Here is a 14,934-nt window from a genome sequence, read left to right as displayed (position 1 = left end):
GTCGGGGATGACAAGGCGGCGGTGTTGGAGTCAAAGACTCCGCGCGATCAGAACCTTCATGATCTCGTTGGTGCCGCCGTAGATGCGCTGGACGCGGGCGTCCTTGTAGAGCTGGGCGATGGGATATTCGTTCATATAGCCGTAGCCGCCGTGCAGCTGGAGCATCTCGTCGAGGGTCTCGCCCTGGATGTCGGTGACCCAGTATTTGGCCATGGAGGCGGTCACGGCGTCGAGCTGGCCCTTCAGGTGCAGGCCGATGCAGTGGTCGACGAAGACCTTGGCGACGGTCAGCTTGGTCTTGACCTCGGCCAGTTTGAACTGGGTGTTCTGGAATTCCAGGATCGCCTTGCCGAAGGCCTTGCGGCCCTTCACATACTCCAGCGTCTCGTGCAGGCCGCGCTCGCAGGCGGCCAGACCCTGAACAGCGATGTTCAGCCGCTCCTGGGGGAGCTGCTGCATCAGCTGGATGAAGCCCCGGCCTTCCTCGCCGCCGATGATGTTGTCGCCGGGGACCTGGACGTCGTTGAAGAAGAGCTCGGAGGTGTCGTTGCCCTCCATGCCGATCTTGTGGAGGTTGCGGCCGCGCTCGAAGCCGCCCGCGCCGTCGGTCTCGACCACGATCAGAGAGGTGCCCTTGGAGCCCTGGGTCGGGTCGGTCTTGGCGACGACGATGATGAAGTTGGCCAGCTGGCCGTTGGTGATGAAGGTCTTCGAGCCGTTCACCACATAGCCGTTGCCGGACTTGATGGCGGTGGTCTTGACGCGCTGCAGGTCGGAGCCGGCGCCCGGCTCGGTCATGGCGATGGCACCGACCAGTTCGCCGGTGGCCAGACGCGGCAGCCAGCGCGTCTTCTGCTCCTCGGTGCCGTAGTGCCAGATGTAGGGCATGACGATCGCGTTGTGCAGCGAGATGCCGAAGTGGTCGGAGCCCTTCCAGCCGAGCTGACGCATCAGCACGACCTCGTGGCGATAGTCTCCGCCCATGCCGCCATCTTCCTCGGGCATCGACAGGCCCAGCAGTCCCGCCTCGCCGGCGTCGTTCCACAGCTGCCGCGGGACGCTGGAGTTGGCGATCCACGACTGGACCGCCTCGGGCGCGGCGTGCTCGTCGATCCATTTGCCGACGCTGTCGGAGAAGAGGGTGATCTCCTCGTCCTGCATGAAATCGGGTTCGGGGACGTTGAGGACGTTCATGGTCTCACTCGATCATCTCCCTCCCCCTGTGGGGGAGGGTGGCCGCGCAGCGGCCGGGTGGGGGCGTCATGGCGAAGTGGACACCGGCGTGTGGATCGCCCGGCCCTCCCCACCCGGTCGTCGCTACGCGCCGACCTCCCTCCCCTTCGGGGGAGGAAGAGGCTGGTGCGTCCTCAGAACGCCTCGGCGGGCATGGCCATCAGGACGTCGGAACCCGTCTTCAGCTTGGCCAGGTGGGCGTGGGCGTCCGGCAGTATCCGCTCGACGAAGTAACGGCCCGTCTGAAGCTTGGTGACATAGAAGGGGTCGGTCGATCCGGCGTCCACCTGTTTCTGGGCGGCGACCGCCATCTGGGCCCACAGATAGGCGAGCGCCGTCAGGCCGAAGATGTGCAGATAGTCTGTCGAGGCGGCGGCGGCGTTGTCCGGGTTCTGCATACCGTTCTGCATCAGCCACATGGTGCCGTCCTGCAGCTTCTTCTTGGCGTCGGCGAGGCCGTCGACGAAGGGCTTGATCGGGCCCTCGCCGCCATTCTCGGCCACGAAGGCGTCGATGTCGGCGAACCAGCTCATGATCGCGCGACCGCCGTTGGCGGGAAGCTTGCGGCCCACCAGATCCAGGGCCTGGATGCCATTGGCGCCCTCGTAGATCATGGTGATGCGGGCATCGCGCAGATACTGCGACGCCGCGAAATGCTCCGTGTACCCCGAACCACCGTGCACCTGCATCGCCAGCGAGGCGACGTGGAAGCCCTTGTCGGTCAGATAGGCTTTCAGAACCGGGGTGATCAGACCCATATAGTCATGGGCCTTCTGCGCCTCGGCGGCATCGTCCGAATGCTGAAGATCAGCCTGGAGCGCGGTCCACAGGGTGAAGGCCTGGCCGCCCTCGACGAAGGCCTTGGCCTCCAGCAGCATGCGGCGCACGTCGGGGTGGACCATGATGGAGTCGGCCGGCAGTTCGGGGCTCTTCGGTCCGGTCAGGGACCGGCCCTGCAGGCGATCATGGGCGAATTCCACGGCGGCCTGATAGGCGGCGGTGCCGATCGACAGGCCCTGCAGGCCGGTGCCGAGGCGGGCCTCGTTCATCATCACGAACATGGCGGCCATGCCCTTGTTCTCGGTCCCGACCAGCCAGCCCCTGGCGTTCTCATAGGCCATGACGCAGGTGGCGTTTCCGTGGATGCCCATCTTGTGCTCGAGGCCGGCGCAGGCGGCGCCGACGTTGCGCTCGCCCAGCGAGCCGTCATCATTGACGAAGACCTTGGGCACGACGAACAGGCTGATGCCCTTGATCCCCTCCGGCGCGCCCTCGATGCGGGCCAGCACCAGATGGATGATGTTGTCGGTGAAGTCGTGCTCGCCCGAGCTGATCCAGATCTTCTGGCCGGTGATGTTGAAACTGCCGTCACCGTTCGGGACCGCCTTGGTGCGGATCAGGCCCAGGTCCGTGCCGCACTGGGGCTCGGTCAGGTTCATGGTGCCGCCCCATTCGCCGGACGCCATTTTCGGCAGATACATGGCCTTCTGCTCAGGCGATCCGTTGGCGTTCAGCCCCCAGTAGGCGCCCGCCGTCAGGCCCGGATACATCGAGAAGGCGGCGGAGGCTGCGGCCGTGAACTGGCCGAACGCCATGGCCACGACCGAGGGCATGCCCTGGCCGCCATGCTCGGGCAGGGCCGAGAGGGCGGGCCAGCCGGCCTCGACCATCGCGTGATAAGCTTCCTTCCAGCCGGCCGGGCCGGTGACCTTGCCGTCGACCCATTTGCAGCCTTGCTGATCGCCGATCCGGTTGATGGGGGCGATGACCTCCTCGGCGAATTTCGCCCCCTCCTCGAGAATCTGCTGGACCAGATCGGAGGAGACATCCTTGAAGCCGGGCGAGTTCGAGTAACGGTCGATCTCCAGAACCTCGTTCAGGACGAAGGTCAGGTCGCGGACAGGCGCCTTGTAGGCCATGGGGTCAGGCTCTCAGCTTGAACGGATGATGGGCGTGTTGGTCGAGGTGCTGGCGCAGCACCGAGGCGTATTCCTCGGCGCCGGGCAGAAGGTCGGGGCGCTGTTCGGACAGGCGGGATTCCATCGCCGCGCAGGCTGCCTCGGCCATCTCAATGGCGGCGTCGAGGTCATCGCGTTGCTGCTTCAATGCCTCGATCTGCGCGCGGTGGCGGGCGAGGGCGATGGCCATCTGATGGGTGTTGCCGTCGTTGCGGTCGTACAGATCCAGCATTTCCTGGATCTCGGTCAGGGTGAAGCCGATACGGCGGCCGCGCAGGATCAACTTCAAGCGAGCGCGGTCGCGGGCATCATAGACCCGGGTCTGGCCCTTGCGGGCCGGGGTCAGCAGGCCCTTGTCCTCATAGAAGCGCAGGGCGCGCGCGGTCGCCCCGAACTCCCGGCAGAGCTGGCGGATCGAATATGTGCGATGATCGTCGGCAGTCGCCATACGCCGACATAACCCAAACTTGACGCGCACGTAAAGGGAAGCTTTTAAGGCGCATGGCGCGCAAACACGTCAACAGGGGCGTTGCGCCCGACAAGCGCGATTTGCCGCAGAAGACGTGCGTCTCCTGCGGCAAACCTTTTGCGTGGAGAGCCAAGTGGGCCCGCGACTGGGAGCATGTGAAATTCTGTTCCGAACGCTGCCGGCGTGTGAGGGTCAGCGGCGCCCCAGCAGCACCGGGATCGTGATCGCAAGCAGCGCCACGTTGGTCAGGGCCAGGCCGATATCCAGACCGGCGGCGTGAACTGACAGCATGACGACTTCCAGTGCGGTCAGGCCGGCGGCCGAGATCAGCAAGGGCCAGCGGCCGAGCTTCCAGGACACCAGTGGAGCCAGCATGCCGAGCGCCAGGACGATCTCGACGATGCCGACACCGCGCACCAGGTTTTCGCTGACCAGCGCCGGCCAGTTCATCAAGGCGACCAGATTGTCGAGCGGTTCGGTCAGCTTGGCGTAGCCGGCCGCGAAGAAGAACATCGCCGCCCATCCCTGGAGGGTCCAGAGCGCGAGATTGCGGTACCCGGCGACCGCGCGAGCGCGGGCGGCGGAAACGGGGGCGCGGCCGGTGGTGGGGGAGGGGGTGAAGGTCGTGGACATGGCGTTTTCGATTTCGTCGGGGAGGACGGGTGAATTGGTAACAGTGTCTAGATCAGATCGGGCATCGGCTTCCGCAAGAGGTCCCAAGCCACACCGTAACCGAAGGTAATGAAGAAGCTGTGCCGCAGCTACGGGGCCGTAGGGTGGCGGTATGCATACAAGTCGGTAATCCCGGAGGGCCGCCGCCTTGAGGACAGATATGGCAGAGCTGACCAAAAAGTCATCAGCCGTAGACATCAATTGATGACATCAACTGATGACTTAATGTTTCGCGTGGCCAAAATGCCGCTATGACGGGGTTCTGAGCCCGCTAAATCGCGTCGCCCCGGCGCGAAGAGCCAGAGCGATCCTGGTCACTCTTCGCCAGCCTCTGCGGTCGGTTGCGGGCCCGGCGTGTTGGCCAGCAACTGGCCCGGCTGACAGCCCAGTTCGCGGCACAGGGCGTCCAGGGTGGAGAAGCGGATGGCGCGCGCCTTGCCCGTCTTCAGGATGGACAGGTTGGCGATGGTGACCCCGACCCGGTCGCTGAGCTCCGTCAGCGACATGCGGCGTTCGACGAGCATCTGGTCGAGCAGAACAATGATGGCCATGGCGCCCTCAGACCGTCATCTGCTGATCGTCGCGCATGGCCGCGCCCTGGCGGAAGACCTCCGCGAGCATGAAGACGATCAGGATGCCCAGCCAGGCGCCGAGATCGACCGAATAGTCGAGGTTGTCGATGACCCCCTCCGGCACAGTCCAGGCCAGGATGAAGGCGCTGATCTGCACGCCGATCAGACCGAAGCCGACCCCCTGCAGGCGTCCGACATTGGCGCGTTCGAAGGCGTCGCCCTGGTTCACGGCCAGGAACATCCGGCGCAGGCGGTTGAGGACCCACCAGGTGCTCAGGGTGGCGACAAAGGCGGCGAGGAAGGTGGCGCGCTCGTTGAGCATCAAGGGGCGCCAGCCGGCCTCGTTGTCCGCGAGGCTATCGATGAAGCCGGCGCCGAAGTCCGGCACGACCAGGGACGCCGCAAGCATCAGGCCCGTAGCGATCACGGCAAAGGCCACGGCTATGTTCACGAGCCCCAGGACCCAGCGCAGGACGCCGGCGACGGAACGACGACCGATGAGCTTCACTTGACGACCTCCACGCCGCGACAGGTGCGGCCATGTTGATAGTCGATATGAGTTTATTGATTATCGATCAAGAATATTCTCGATAAACGATATGAAGCTTTCGTAAGATTTCAGGCGCGGGCGGCGCGGGTCGCTTCCAGCCGGGCCAGCTTGTCGTGCAGGGGCGACCAGTCGTCGGCGGTGTCGATCGCGGACCAGAGCGTTTCGACCTCGTCGATCAGCATCTCTTCAGGATCGGGGTTGGCGAAGATGGAGTGCTCCAGACGTTCGGGCCGGTCGGGCTCGTGCTCGAACAGGGCGAAGCGGAAGGCGTCGAAGGCCTCGCCCTGCCATTCGCTCGCGCGCGGACCGGCGAGGGCGCGGGCCGAGGAGGAGAAGCCGGCGAACCAGTCGTGGAACAGGGGCTCCCAACGGATCGCCTCCCCCTTTTCGCGCAGCAGGGCCAGGGTCGTATCGAGCAGGCGCTGATCCGCAGCCTCGCCGAGGCTCTTCACGCCGAGCCGGTCGAGGAAGGCGACGCGCAGCTCGCGGATATAGGCCGGACCGAAGCCGTTCAGGGCCTCGGTCAATGCCAGAACCTGGGGCTCGGCGTCGGCGACCAGCTTCAGACAGCCGGCCAGCTGGGTCAGGTTCCAGAACACCGCCTCCGGCTGGCGCGCGAAGGCGTAGAGGCCGGTGGAGTCGAAATAGGCGGCGGTGAAGCCGGGCTCGTAGGACGGCAGCAACCGCCACGGGCCGTAGTCGAAGCTCTCGCCCGTGACGTTAAGATTATCGGTGTTGAGCACGCCGTGGACGAAGCCGGCGGCGATCAAGCGGGCCGTCAACCGGGCCGAGGCGGCGACGATGGCGGCGAGCAGGCCGGGCGCGTCTCCGGGGGCGACGGCGGGGTGATAGAGGGCGCGGACATGCTCGACCAGGGTCTCGATCTGGTCGGCGCGGCCGAAGAAGGCGGCGCGCTGGAAGGTTCCGAAGCGGACGTGGCTATGTTGAAGACGGACGAGCACGGCCGAGCGGGTGGGGGAGGGTTCGTCGCCGCGTTCCAGATGTTCACCGGTCTCGATCAGCGACAGGGCGCGACTGGTCGGAACGCCTTGCGCTTCCAGCATGGCCGCGGCCAGAACCTCGCGGACGCCGCCCTTCAGCGTCAGCCGGCCGTCGCCGGAGCGGGACCAGGGGGTCGTGCCGGAGCCTTTTGTTCCCAGATCGAGAAGACGACCTGGAAGCGCGCTACCGCTCGCGACGCGGTCGTTCGCTGCTTGAGCGCGGATTGTTTCTCGCATCTGCGCCGCCAAGAAGCCGCGCCCGTCGCCAAGGTCGGGGTTGTAGGTGCGGAACTGGTGCCCGTGATAACGCATGGCGACCGGGCCGGGCTGGCCGGGCAGGGGCTGGAACCGTCCGAAATGGGCGATCCATTCGGCGTCAGTGAGACTATCGAGCCCCACGGTCGCTGCAGCCCGGTCGTTGCGGACGCGCAGGATCGTCTCGGGAAAGTCGGCGGGCCCAACGGCGTCGCCATACTCCTCGCCCAGATCGAAGAAACGGGGTTCGGGACGATAGGCGGGACCAGCGGGCATGGGCTGCAAATGGACGTCCGTCGTCTCGGCTGCAATGGCGGACGGCGTTGGCGGGGTTCGCGGTTCCGGCCTCGAAAGGTTTGCGGTTCGAGAACGTCGTGACGGCGCCGGGGCCCCGACCAGCCGAAGGTGGTCAATGCGGCCCGGAGCGATCGCTGGAAAGACAGCCCAGGACGACAATCGCCCTCTGGCGGCGAGATCGGATTGAACTCACGAGGCTTGACTGTATTCTAACATCAGAGATCAGGCCTGCACGGCCAGGCTGGCGTCGTCTCCGGATGACGAACCCGGTCCGGCGTCCGTCGATAACCGGACGCCACGGAACACACCCTTCCAGATCCGGAGGCCGCCGTGGCGCACAAACTGACACTCGATTTCCTCAAGACCGAGGCCGCCTCGGGCGCTGTGCTGGGGCTGGCGGCCATCGCCGCCCTCGTCGTCGCCAACTCGCCTCTGTCCGAGGCCTATTTCTACTGGCTCAAGAGCGAGCATCTGTTCCAGGCGGGGCCGCTGCAGCTTGAACTGTCCGTCTCGGAGTGGATCAAGGAGGGCCTGATGGCCGTCTTCTTCCTCGTGGTCGGGCTGGAGATCAAGTACGAGATCCTTAAAGGCGAGCTGAGCGACCCGAAGAAGCTGGTGACCCCCATCGTCGCAGCGCTGGGGGGGATGCTGGCACCCGCAGGCCTGTATCTGCTGGTTTCCGGCGTCCTCGGGGGGCCGCACGACGGCTGGCCCATTCCACTGGCCACCGACATCGCCTTCGCACTCGCCGTCTTCGCTCTGGTGGGCAAGGGACTGCCGTCGTCGTTGAGGGTTTTCCTGTTGACCCTGGCCATCGTCGACGACCTCGGCGCGATCGCCCTGATTGCCGTTCTGTTCAGCACCGGCGTGGACTGGATGCTTGTGGGCGCGGCTAGCTTGCTGCTGCTCGTCGGTTCGGTGATGTCGTTGCGCCGGATCATTGCGCCGGTCTGGGTGCTCGGTTTCGCCCTGGTCTGGTGGCTGAGTGTCAAGGCGGGGCTGAGCACCTCACTGGCCGCCGTCGCCTTCGCCGCCATCGTGCCGGTGTCCCCGCGAGCCGACGACAAGCAGAGTCCCCTGAAGGAAGCGATGCACGACCTGCATCCCTATGTCGCCTATCTGGTTCTGCCGCTGTTCGCCTTCGCCAAGGCCGGGGTGTCGTTCGCGGGCCTGTCGATCGACCAGATGTTCGCGCCGCTGGTTCTCGGCGTCGCCGCCGGCCTGTTCATAGGCAAGCAGATCGGCGTCATGGGCGCCGCCTGGCTGGTTTCGGCCCTGAAACTCGGAGCTCGCCCCAGTGGCGCCAGTTGGCTTCAAATCTACGGCGTTTCTCTTCTTTGCGGCGTCGGCTTCACCATGAGCCTGTTCATCGGCGCCCTGGCCTTTCCCGGAGCGGTGGACTCGCCGGAACAGGTCGAAGTCAAGCTGGGCGTGATCCTGGGATCGGTGCTTTCGGCGACTCTGGGCGGGATCGTTCTGTCGGTCGCGTCAAACCGGAAGCGAGCCTCGAGGGCTTCCTCGAAGCCGATTACTGAATCTTGAGGCGCGAATATTGACCTAAGGTCATCACGTTCTGTCGCTTTCGCGTCACACAGGGCGCTATCCCAAGGCTGAAACATGGCGTGAGCACAGCGTTGTCCTTGTCGCACTGTGCGGCTTGCACTACGAAAAACTCACGAGAATCCGACGCTCCGTAAGAAGAGCGCGGGTTGGGAATCAGGAAACGCCGCGATGCGCTCCGAGAGGAGGCGTCGGGCCATGAGCCGGGAGCCATCCATGCGTCTTACTCAAATTCTTCGTTGCACGGCATCCGCCGCCGTCGTCGGCGCGGTGGCCTTCGGCTTCGCCGGGGTCGCCTCGGCCCAGGACGGCCAGGCCTCATCGGTCGACGACATTATCGTCACCGCCCAGAAGCGCGAGCAGAGCCTGCAGGACGTGCCGATCGTGGTCACCTCCCTGTCGGCCGAGGCGCTCGAAGACGCCGGCGTCAAGGACATCAAGGATCTGCAGATCCTGACCCCCGGTCTGACCGTCACTTCGACGACGTCGGAAGCCTCGACCACAGCCCGCATCCGCGGCGTCGGCACCGTGGGTGACAACCCCGGTCTGGAAAGCTCGGTCGGCGTGGTGATCGACGGCGTCTATCGCTCGCGCAATGGCGTCGGCTTCGGCGACATCGGCGAACTGAGCCGCATCGAAGTGCTGAAGGGACCGCAAGGCACCCTGTTCGGCAAGAACACCTCGGCCGGCGTCATCAACATCATCACCGAAGCCCCGTCCTTCACGCCGGGCTACAGCGCCGAATTCACCGCCGGCAACTACGGCGACCTGGGCGCCTCCGGCTCGATCACCGGCCCGATCAGCGACCAGGTCGCGATGCGCCTGTACGCCGCCCGCCGTGTGCGCGACGGCTTCTACAACGTCGACACGGGCGATGGCCCGCGCACCGAGACCGACGACGCGAACCGCGATTTCTACACGGTGCGCGGCCAGCTGCTGATCCTGCCAAATGACTCGTCGTCGATCCGCCTCATCGGTGACTACACCAGCCGCGACGAATATTGCTGCACCGGCGTTCAGGTCCGCACCGGCCCGACCTATCCGTTCATCGACGGCGCATCGAACGGCACCGGCCAGCGTCCCCCGGCCGCCGGCTTCGGCTTCCTGCCCTTCTCGCGCGACGCCTTCACCAACCGGTCCACGGCGCAGCAGATCGAAGACAAGGGACTGTCGGCGGAAGCCAACATCGACATCGATCAGTGGAACGCCACCTTCACCTCGATCTCCTCGTTCCGCGACTGGAAGGTCCAGAACGGTCAAGACGCCGACTTCACCGGCGCCGACATCGCCTACCGCGTCAACGACGGCCAGTTCGGCGCCAGCGTCCGCAACATCACACAGGAATTCCGCCTGGCGGGCGCCACGGACAGCCTCGACTGGCTGGTCGGATTGTTCGCCACCCGTGAGCAGGTCAACCGTCACGACAGCTTCTACCTCGGCGCCGACTACGCTCCGGTCTTGTCGCTGCAGCTGACGGCGCCGTTCGCCGGCCTGGGCATTCCGACCAGCGGCAACTCGATCGGTTGCTTCACCCGCGCCGGTCAGACGGTGACCCAGATGACGCAGTGCCTCGGCACCGGCGGCGCCGTGTTCGGTACGGGCCCGACGCCCGTCGCCGGTCAGGCCCTGCGCGACGAATACCAGCAGCAGTCGGACTCGCTGGCCATCTTCACCAACAACAGCTGGCACGTCACCGACCAGTTCGATGTGACCCTGGGCCTGCGCTACACCTACGACAAGAAGACGCTGGAAGGCCTGCAGACCAACGTCGGCACGTCCTCGGCCACCTGCGCCGGCGCCCTGGGCAACTTCACCACCCTCGCCACCCTGGTCGGCGGCGGCAACCCGGCCGCTGGTCAGGCCAGCGCCGGCGCCATCACCGCACGCCTGTGCCTGCCCTGGACCAACCCGTTCTTCGCCAACCGCGGCATCCGTGAGAGCGCCAACGACGGCACCCTCAGCGGCACGGTCAAGGCGGCCTATCGCCTGAACGACTCGGTGCTGGTCTATGGTTCGTATGCCCGGGGTTACAAGAGCTTCGGCTACAACCAAGATCGCGTGCAGGGAACGGTTCCGCCGACCCCGCAGGCGTCGCTGTTCTTCCCTTCGGAAGACGTCAACAGCTACGAACTGGGCATCAAGACCACCCTGTTCGATCGCTCCATGCTGCTGAACGCCACCTACTTCGACCAGACGTTCGAGAACTTCCAGCTCAACACCTTCCTCGGCACCGCCTTCGTGGTTGAGTCGATCCCGGAGCTGACCTCGCGCGGCGTCGACGCCGACTTCCTGTGGTTCACCCCGGTGGAAGGCCTGAGCTTCAGCGGCGGCGTCACCTACACCAAGGCCGAGTACGCCAGCTTCACCGCTGCTGACCTGGCCAACCCGGCCAACTTCCCGGGCTTGTCGCTTCTGCCAGGCGCCACACCGTCGTTCGCGCCGGAATGGTCCTATGTCGCCGCCGTCAACTTCAACCGGTCGATCGGCAATGGCCTGACTGCAGGCTTCAGCCTGCAGGGCAAGTACATGACCGAGTACAACACCGGATCCGACCTGCTGCCCTTCAAGATGCAGGACGGCTTTGGGACCGTGAATGGCCGCATCACCATCGGTTCGGAAGACGAGCGCTGGACGCTGGAAGCCTGGGCCCAGAACCTGACGGACGAAGAGTATGTCCAGGTCGCCTATAACGGCTTCCTGCAAGGCAGCGGCTTCCAGACCACGGTCCAGCCGAACGGCACCTTCTACAACCCGGCCGGCGACACCCAGACCATCGACGCCTTCCTGGGAGCCCCGCGCACCTTCGGCGCGACCCTCCGCCTCAAGTACTGAGCCCGGCGAAAGCCGGAAAGACCGAGCCGGCCGGGGGCGACCCCGGCCGGCTTTTTCTTGTGCTCGATCCTACACACGCCATGAGGTGTTGAACGCGCTCCGCGACTGTGATCGCGGGGGGCGAGCGATCATCCACGCCGGCGGCCCTCTGGCCGAGCACTCGCCTCATCGATCGACGACCGGCTGAAGGTCGTGAAACGCAGGCCGGATGCGACCGATCAGTGGCGGGCCCGACAGATGCAGATCGCGGTCTAGGCCTCAGGGACCCGGGCCTTTGTACGGCCCCAGCCGTCGCGGGGCCTCCGCCTCGCTCCCGAACAGACGACCCGCCGGCTGTTCACCCTGTCGCAGGCGACGACGGAGATCGACATCCCCGAACACCGATGAGGCTTCGGAATCTCGATTCCACGCCCTGTTCGAACCGGGCTGACTCCGACCGCGCGCCCGTTCACTCGGCGGGCGCGGTCTCGCCTGCCTGGGTGTGGTGCTGGCCGGCGAACATCCCGCCCAGTCGACGCCGGATCCAGCCCGAGATGTCGTCCACGATGGTGAAGATCGGCGGGATGAACAGCAGCGACAGGAAGGTCGAGGAGATCAGTCCGCCCACGACCGCGATGGCCATCGGTTGACGGAACTCGACGTCGGCGCCCCAGCCCACGGCGACCGGGATCATGCCTGCTCCCATGGCGAAGGTGGTCATCAGGATCGGCCGCGCCCGCTTGTGCGCCGCGTCCATGATTGCGTCGATCCGCTTCATGCCCCCCTGCTCGGCGATGACGATGTAGTCGACCAGCAGGATGGAGTTCTTGGCCGCGATCCCCATCAGCATCAGCACCCCGATCAGGGACGAGATCGAGAAGCTGGACCCGCCGATCATCAGGGCCACGAAAGCCCCGCCGATGGCCAGCGGCAACGAAGCCATGATGGTGATCGGATAGGCGAAGCTGCGGAACAGCAGCACCAGGACGGCGTACATCAGCAGGATCCCGGTCAGGAAGGCGACCGCAAAACCGCTGATCATCTCCTGGATGAACTCCTGGTCGCCGGCCGGGACCTGACGGACGCCGTCCGGAAGGTTCTGGACCGAGGGCAGTTTCTGGACCAGCACGCCGGCTTCACCCGAACGGATGCCATCGAGTTCGGCCGTGATCGAGGCGATGCGCGACCGATCCTGACGCAGCACCTGTGAGGGACCGGCGCCGAACTGGATGTCCGCTACGGCGCTCAGCGGCACCGCGCCGCCATTTGCGGTCGGGACGCGCAGGTTCTCGATCACCGACAGGTCCTCGCGGGCGTCGCGGGTCAGGCGCAGACGGATCGGCACCTGACGGTCGCCGAGGTTGTATTTAGGCAGGTTCTGGTCGACGTCGCCGATGGTGGCGACGCGGACGGCCTGGGAGATGGCGCTTGTCGAGACGCCCATCAGGGCGGCCTGATCCGGACGCGGCGTGACCAGAATCTCGGGCCGCGCGATCGAGGCGGTGTTGACGACGTTGGCCAGGCCGGGGACCGTGCGCATCTCGGCCTCGACGGCACGAGCTGCGGCCACCAGGGCCTCGCCGCTATCCGACAGGATCGAGAAGGTATAGCTGGTGCCGTCCGAAGGGCCGCCGCCCTGGTTGGCGATGCCGGCGCCGATGCGGGCGCCCGGAATGTCCTTCCAGCTGTCGACCATGGTGCGGGCGAACTCTTGCTGGCTCAGGTCGCGATCACCTTTGGGCAGCAGGTCGGCATAGACGTTGGCCTGGTTGACCTCTTGTCCGCCGATGGCGGCGAAGACAGATGTGACCTCGTTTTGCGCGCGCAGGTCGCCGGTCAGGCGCTGAACGACCGCGTCGGTCTGGGCCAGGGTCGCGCCTGGCGGCAGTTCAACCGAGAAGCCGGCCCGAGCCACGTCACCCGAGGGCTGGAACTCGAACGGCACGCGAGGCGCGACCAGCAAGGACGTGGCGAGGAACAGCGCAGTGCCTATGGCGAAGACCTTCCAGCGGTTCCTGAGGCTCCAGCTCAGCGACTTCAGATAGCCCGCCATCCAGAACGGGTCCCTGTCCTCATGCTTCTGGTGCTTCAGCAGATAGGCCGCCATCAGCGGCGTCAGGGTTCGCGCCACGACCAGCGAGAACGCCACGGAGACGCAGGCCGCCAGGGCGAAGGCTTTGAAGAACTGGCCGATGATGCCCGGCATGAAGCCGACCGGCGCGAAGACGGCGATGATGGTTGCGGTGGTGGCGACGACGGCCAGGCCGATCTCGTCGGCGGCCTCCATCGAGGCGTTGTAGGGCGATTTTCCGTCCCGCATGTGCCGGACGATGTTCTCGATCTCAACGATGGCGTCATCGACGAGAATGCCGATGGTCAGGGACAGGGCCAGCAGGCTGACCACGTTCAAGGACTGACCCATCGGTCCCAGCACGGCGAAGGCGGGGATCAGCGACAACGGCATGGCCATGGCTGTGATGAAGGTGGCCCGCCAGTCGCGCAGGAAGATGAACACGACGATGACCGCCAGGACCGCGCCCAGAAGCAGGGCCTCCAGCGAGGCGATGTAACTTTCCTCGATCTGTTCGACGCTGGCCGTGACCTGCTGGATCTCCAGCTGGGGGTTGTCTTCGTCAATCTTCGCGACGGCCTCGCGGACCTTTTCGGCGATCTTGACTTCGGAGGCGGTGCGCGAGCGCAGGAAGTTGAAGGTAATGGCTTCCTGGCCGTTGTAGCGGGCCAGACGCCGCGGTTCGGACCAGTGGTCCTCCACCGTTCCGAGATCGCCCAGACGCACGGTGCGGCCGCCGCTCAGCGGGACCAGGGTTTCGCGCAGGCCTTCGATCGAGGTCGCGGCGCCCAAGGTGCGGATGGACCGTTCCGACCCCGAGATGGTGACCCGGCCGCCCGGCTGGTCGGAGTTGACCCCGGTCAGGGCCTGGCTGACCGCCGCCGCCGTCAAGCCATATGAGGCCAGGCGATCGGGATCCAGTTCGACGGCGATCTCGCGATCCACGCCGCCTGAGCGGTTGACCTCTCCCACGCCCTTGATGGCCAGAAGGGTACGGCTGATGTTGTTATCGACGAACCAGCTGATTTCTTCCGGCGTCATGGTCGAGGAGCGGACGACCCACGTGATCAGGGCGTCGCCGGTGATGTCGATGCGCTGAACACCGGGTTCCTGCATGTCCTGGGGCAGGTCGGCGCGCAGGCCGCTCATGGCGTTGCGCACGTCATTGGTGGCGCGTTCGGTGTCGGTGCCCAGTTCGAACTCGATCGTCGTCGAGGAGACACCGTCCATGACCTGGGAGTTGATGTGGCGCACGCCCGACAGGCCGGAGAGGGAGTCTTCGATCAGCCGGGTGACCTGGACCTCCATCTCACTGGGGGCCGCGCCCGGCCGCACGGCCGTGACCGCCACCAGCGGGAAGTCGATGTCCGGATTGTTGTTGATCCGCATGTTATTGAAGCTGAGCAGACCAGCGATGGTCAGCAGCGTGAACAGCAGGATGATCGGGATCGGGTTCTTGATTGACCAGGAGGAGATGTTCTTCAT

The 14,934-nt window shown here is 65.6% G+C and carries 11 protein-coding genes; 3 read left to right on the top strand and 8 right to left on the bottom strand.

Going from position 1 to position 14,934, the window contains the following annotated elements:
• Positions 1-30: 30 nt before the first annotated feature.
• The 3 genes from ACP7AU_RS03490 to ACP7AU_RS03480 all read right to left on the bottom strand — a co-directional run bounded on the left by ACP7AU_RS03490 (position 31) and on the right by ACP7AU_RS03480 (position 3,639).
• The gene (locus ACP7AU_RS03490; RefSeq protein ID WP_426050531.1) at positions 31-1,194 is read right to left on the bottom strand and encodes an acyl-CoA dehydrogenase family protein; all 1,164 of its coding nucleotides are present in this window, start codon (positions 1,192-1,194) and stop codon (positions 31-33) included.
• 173 nt (positions 1,195-1,367) lie between these two features.
• Positions 1,368-3,152, bottom strand: a complete 1,785-nt coding sequence (locus ACP7AU_RS03485; protein WP_426037024.1) for an acyl-CoA dehydrogenase C-terminal domain-containing protein — start codon at positions 3,150-3,152, stop codon at positions 1,368-1,370.
• A gap of 4 nt (positions 3,153-3,156) precedes the next feature.
• Positions 3,157-3,639 (bottom strand): MerR family transcriptional regulator, encoded by a 483-nt coding sequence (locus ACP7AU_RS03480; protein ID WP_303696758.1) that lies wholly within the window; start codon positions 3,637-3,639, stop codon positions 3,157-3,159.
• A 53-nt stretch (positions 3,640-3,692) separates the two neighbouring features.
• Here ACP7AU_RS03480 and ACP7AU_RS03475 point away from each other — a divergent pair, with 53 nt between their 5' ends.
• The gene (locus tag ACP7AU_RS03475; protein WP_426037026.1) at positions 3,693-3,884 is read left to right on the top strand and encodes a DUF2256 domain-containing protein; all 192 of its coding nucleotides are present in this window, start codon (positions 3,693-3,695) and stop codon (positions 3,882-3,884) included.
• On the opposite strand, the gene ACP7AU_RS03470 is transcribed toward ACP7AU_RS03475, so the two are convergent.
• From ACP7AU_RS03470 to ACP7AU_RS03455, 4 genes are all read right to left on the bottom strand, one after another.
• Positions 3,853-4,293 (bottom strand): DoxX family protein, encoded by a 441-nt coding sequence (locus ACP7AU_RS03470; RefSeq protein WP_426037028.1) that lies wholly within the window; start codon positions 4,291-4,293, stop codon positions 3,853-3,855. The two genes, ACP7AU_RS03475 and ACP7AU_RS03470, sit on opposite strands and share 32 nt — an antisense overlap.
• A gap of 353 nt (positions 4,294-4,646) precedes the next feature.
• Complete coding sequence (locus tag ACP7AU_RS03465) at positions 4,647-4,883, bottom strand: helix-turn-helix domain-containing protein (RefSeq protein ID WP_426037030.1); 237 nt, start codon at positions 4,881-4,883, stop codon at positions 4,647-4,649.
• 7 nt (positions 4,884-4,890) lie between these two features.
• Positions 4,891-5,412, bottom strand: coding sequence for a DUF2975 domain-containing protein (locus ACP7AU_RS03460; protein ID WP_426037032.1), 522 nt, complete (start codon positions 5,410-5,412; stop codon positions 4,891-4,893).
• A gap of 110 nt (positions 5,413-5,522) precedes the next feature.
• Positions 5,523-6,986: a protein adenylyltransferase SelO family protein gene (locus ACP7AU_RS03455; RefSeq protein ID WP_426050530.1), complete on the bottom strand. Its 1,464-nt coding sequence runs from the start codon at positions 6,984-6,986 to the stop codon at positions 5,523-5,525.
• Positions 6,987-7,337: 351 nt separating this feature from the next.
• Between ACP7AU_RS03455 and nhaA the strand changes: the two genes are divergently transcribed.
• Positions 7,338-8,549 (top strand): Na+/H+ antiporter NhaA, encoded by a 1,212-nt coding sequence (gene nhaA, locus ACP7AU_RS03450; protein WP_426050529.1) that lies wholly within the window; start codon positions 7,338-7,340, stop codon positions 8,547-8,549.
• Between the two features lie 234 nt (positions 8,550-8,783).
• Complete coding sequence (locus ACP7AU_RS03445; protein WP_426050528.1) at positions 8,784-11,399, top strand: TonB-dependent receptor; 2,616 nt, start codon at positions 8,784-8,786, stop codon at positions 11,397-11,399.
• 448 nt (positions 11,400-11,847) lie between these two features.
• Here ACP7AU_RS03445 and ACP7AU_RS03440 read toward each other — a convergent pair whose 3' ends face one another.
• Entirely contained in the window at positions 11,848-14,934 is a 3,087-nt protein-coding gene (locus ACP7AU_RS03440; RefSeq protein ID WP_426050527.1) for an efflux RND transporter permease subunit, read from the bottom strand.

This window comes from Brevundimonas sp. SL161, assembly GCF_049896985.1.
GTDB lineage: Bacteria > Pseudomonadota > Alphaproteobacteria > Caulobacterales > Caulobacteraceae > Brevundimonas.
The sequence above is the reverse complement of the archived record's forward strand: the minus strand, read 5'-3'. Positions and strand labels throughout refer to the sequence as shown.

What these genes read in the sequence shown, in the direction of transcription:
- ACP7AU_RS03490 (WP_426050531.1), bottom strand. Translation starts at nt 1,194, where the DNA reads ATGAACGTCCTCAACGTCCCCGAACCCGATTTCATGCAGGACGAGGAG.
- ACP7AU_RS03485 (WP_426037024.1), bottom strand. Translation starts at nt 3,152, where the DNA reads ATGGCCTACAAGGCGCCTGTCCGCGACCTGACCTTCGTCCTGAACGAG.
- ACP7AU_RS03480 (WP_303696758.1), bottom strand. Translation starts at nt 3,639, where the DNA reads ATGGCGACTGCCGACGATCATCGCACATATTCGATCCGCCAGCTCTGC.
- ACP7AU_RS03475 (WP_426037026.1), top strand. Translation starts at nt 3,693, where the DNA reads ATGGCGCGCAAACACGTCAACAGGGGCGTTGCGCCCGACAAGCGCGAT.
- ACP7AU_RS03470 (WP_426037028.1), bottom strand. Translation starts at nt 4,293, where the DNA reads ATGTCCACGACCTTCACCCCCTCCCCCACCACCGGCCGCGCCCCCGTT.
- ACP7AU_RS03465 (WP_426037030.1), bottom strand. Translation starts at nt 4,883, where the DNA reads ATGGCCATCATTGTTCTGCTCGACCAGATGCTCGTCGAACGCCGCATG.
- ACP7AU_RS03455 (WP_426050530.1), bottom strand. Translation starts at nt 6,986, where the DNA reads ATGCCCGCTGGTCCCGCCTATCGTCCCGAACCCCGTTTCTTCGATCTG.
- ACP7AU_RS03445 (WP_426050528.1), top strand. Translation starts at nt 8,784, where the DNA reads ATGCGTCTTACTCAAATTCTTCGTTGCACGGCATCCGCCGCCGTCGTC.
- ACP7AU_RS03440 (WP_426050527.1), bottom strand. Translation starts at nt 14,934, where the DNA reads ATGAAGAACATCTCCTCCTGGTCAATCAAGAACCCGATCCCGATCATC.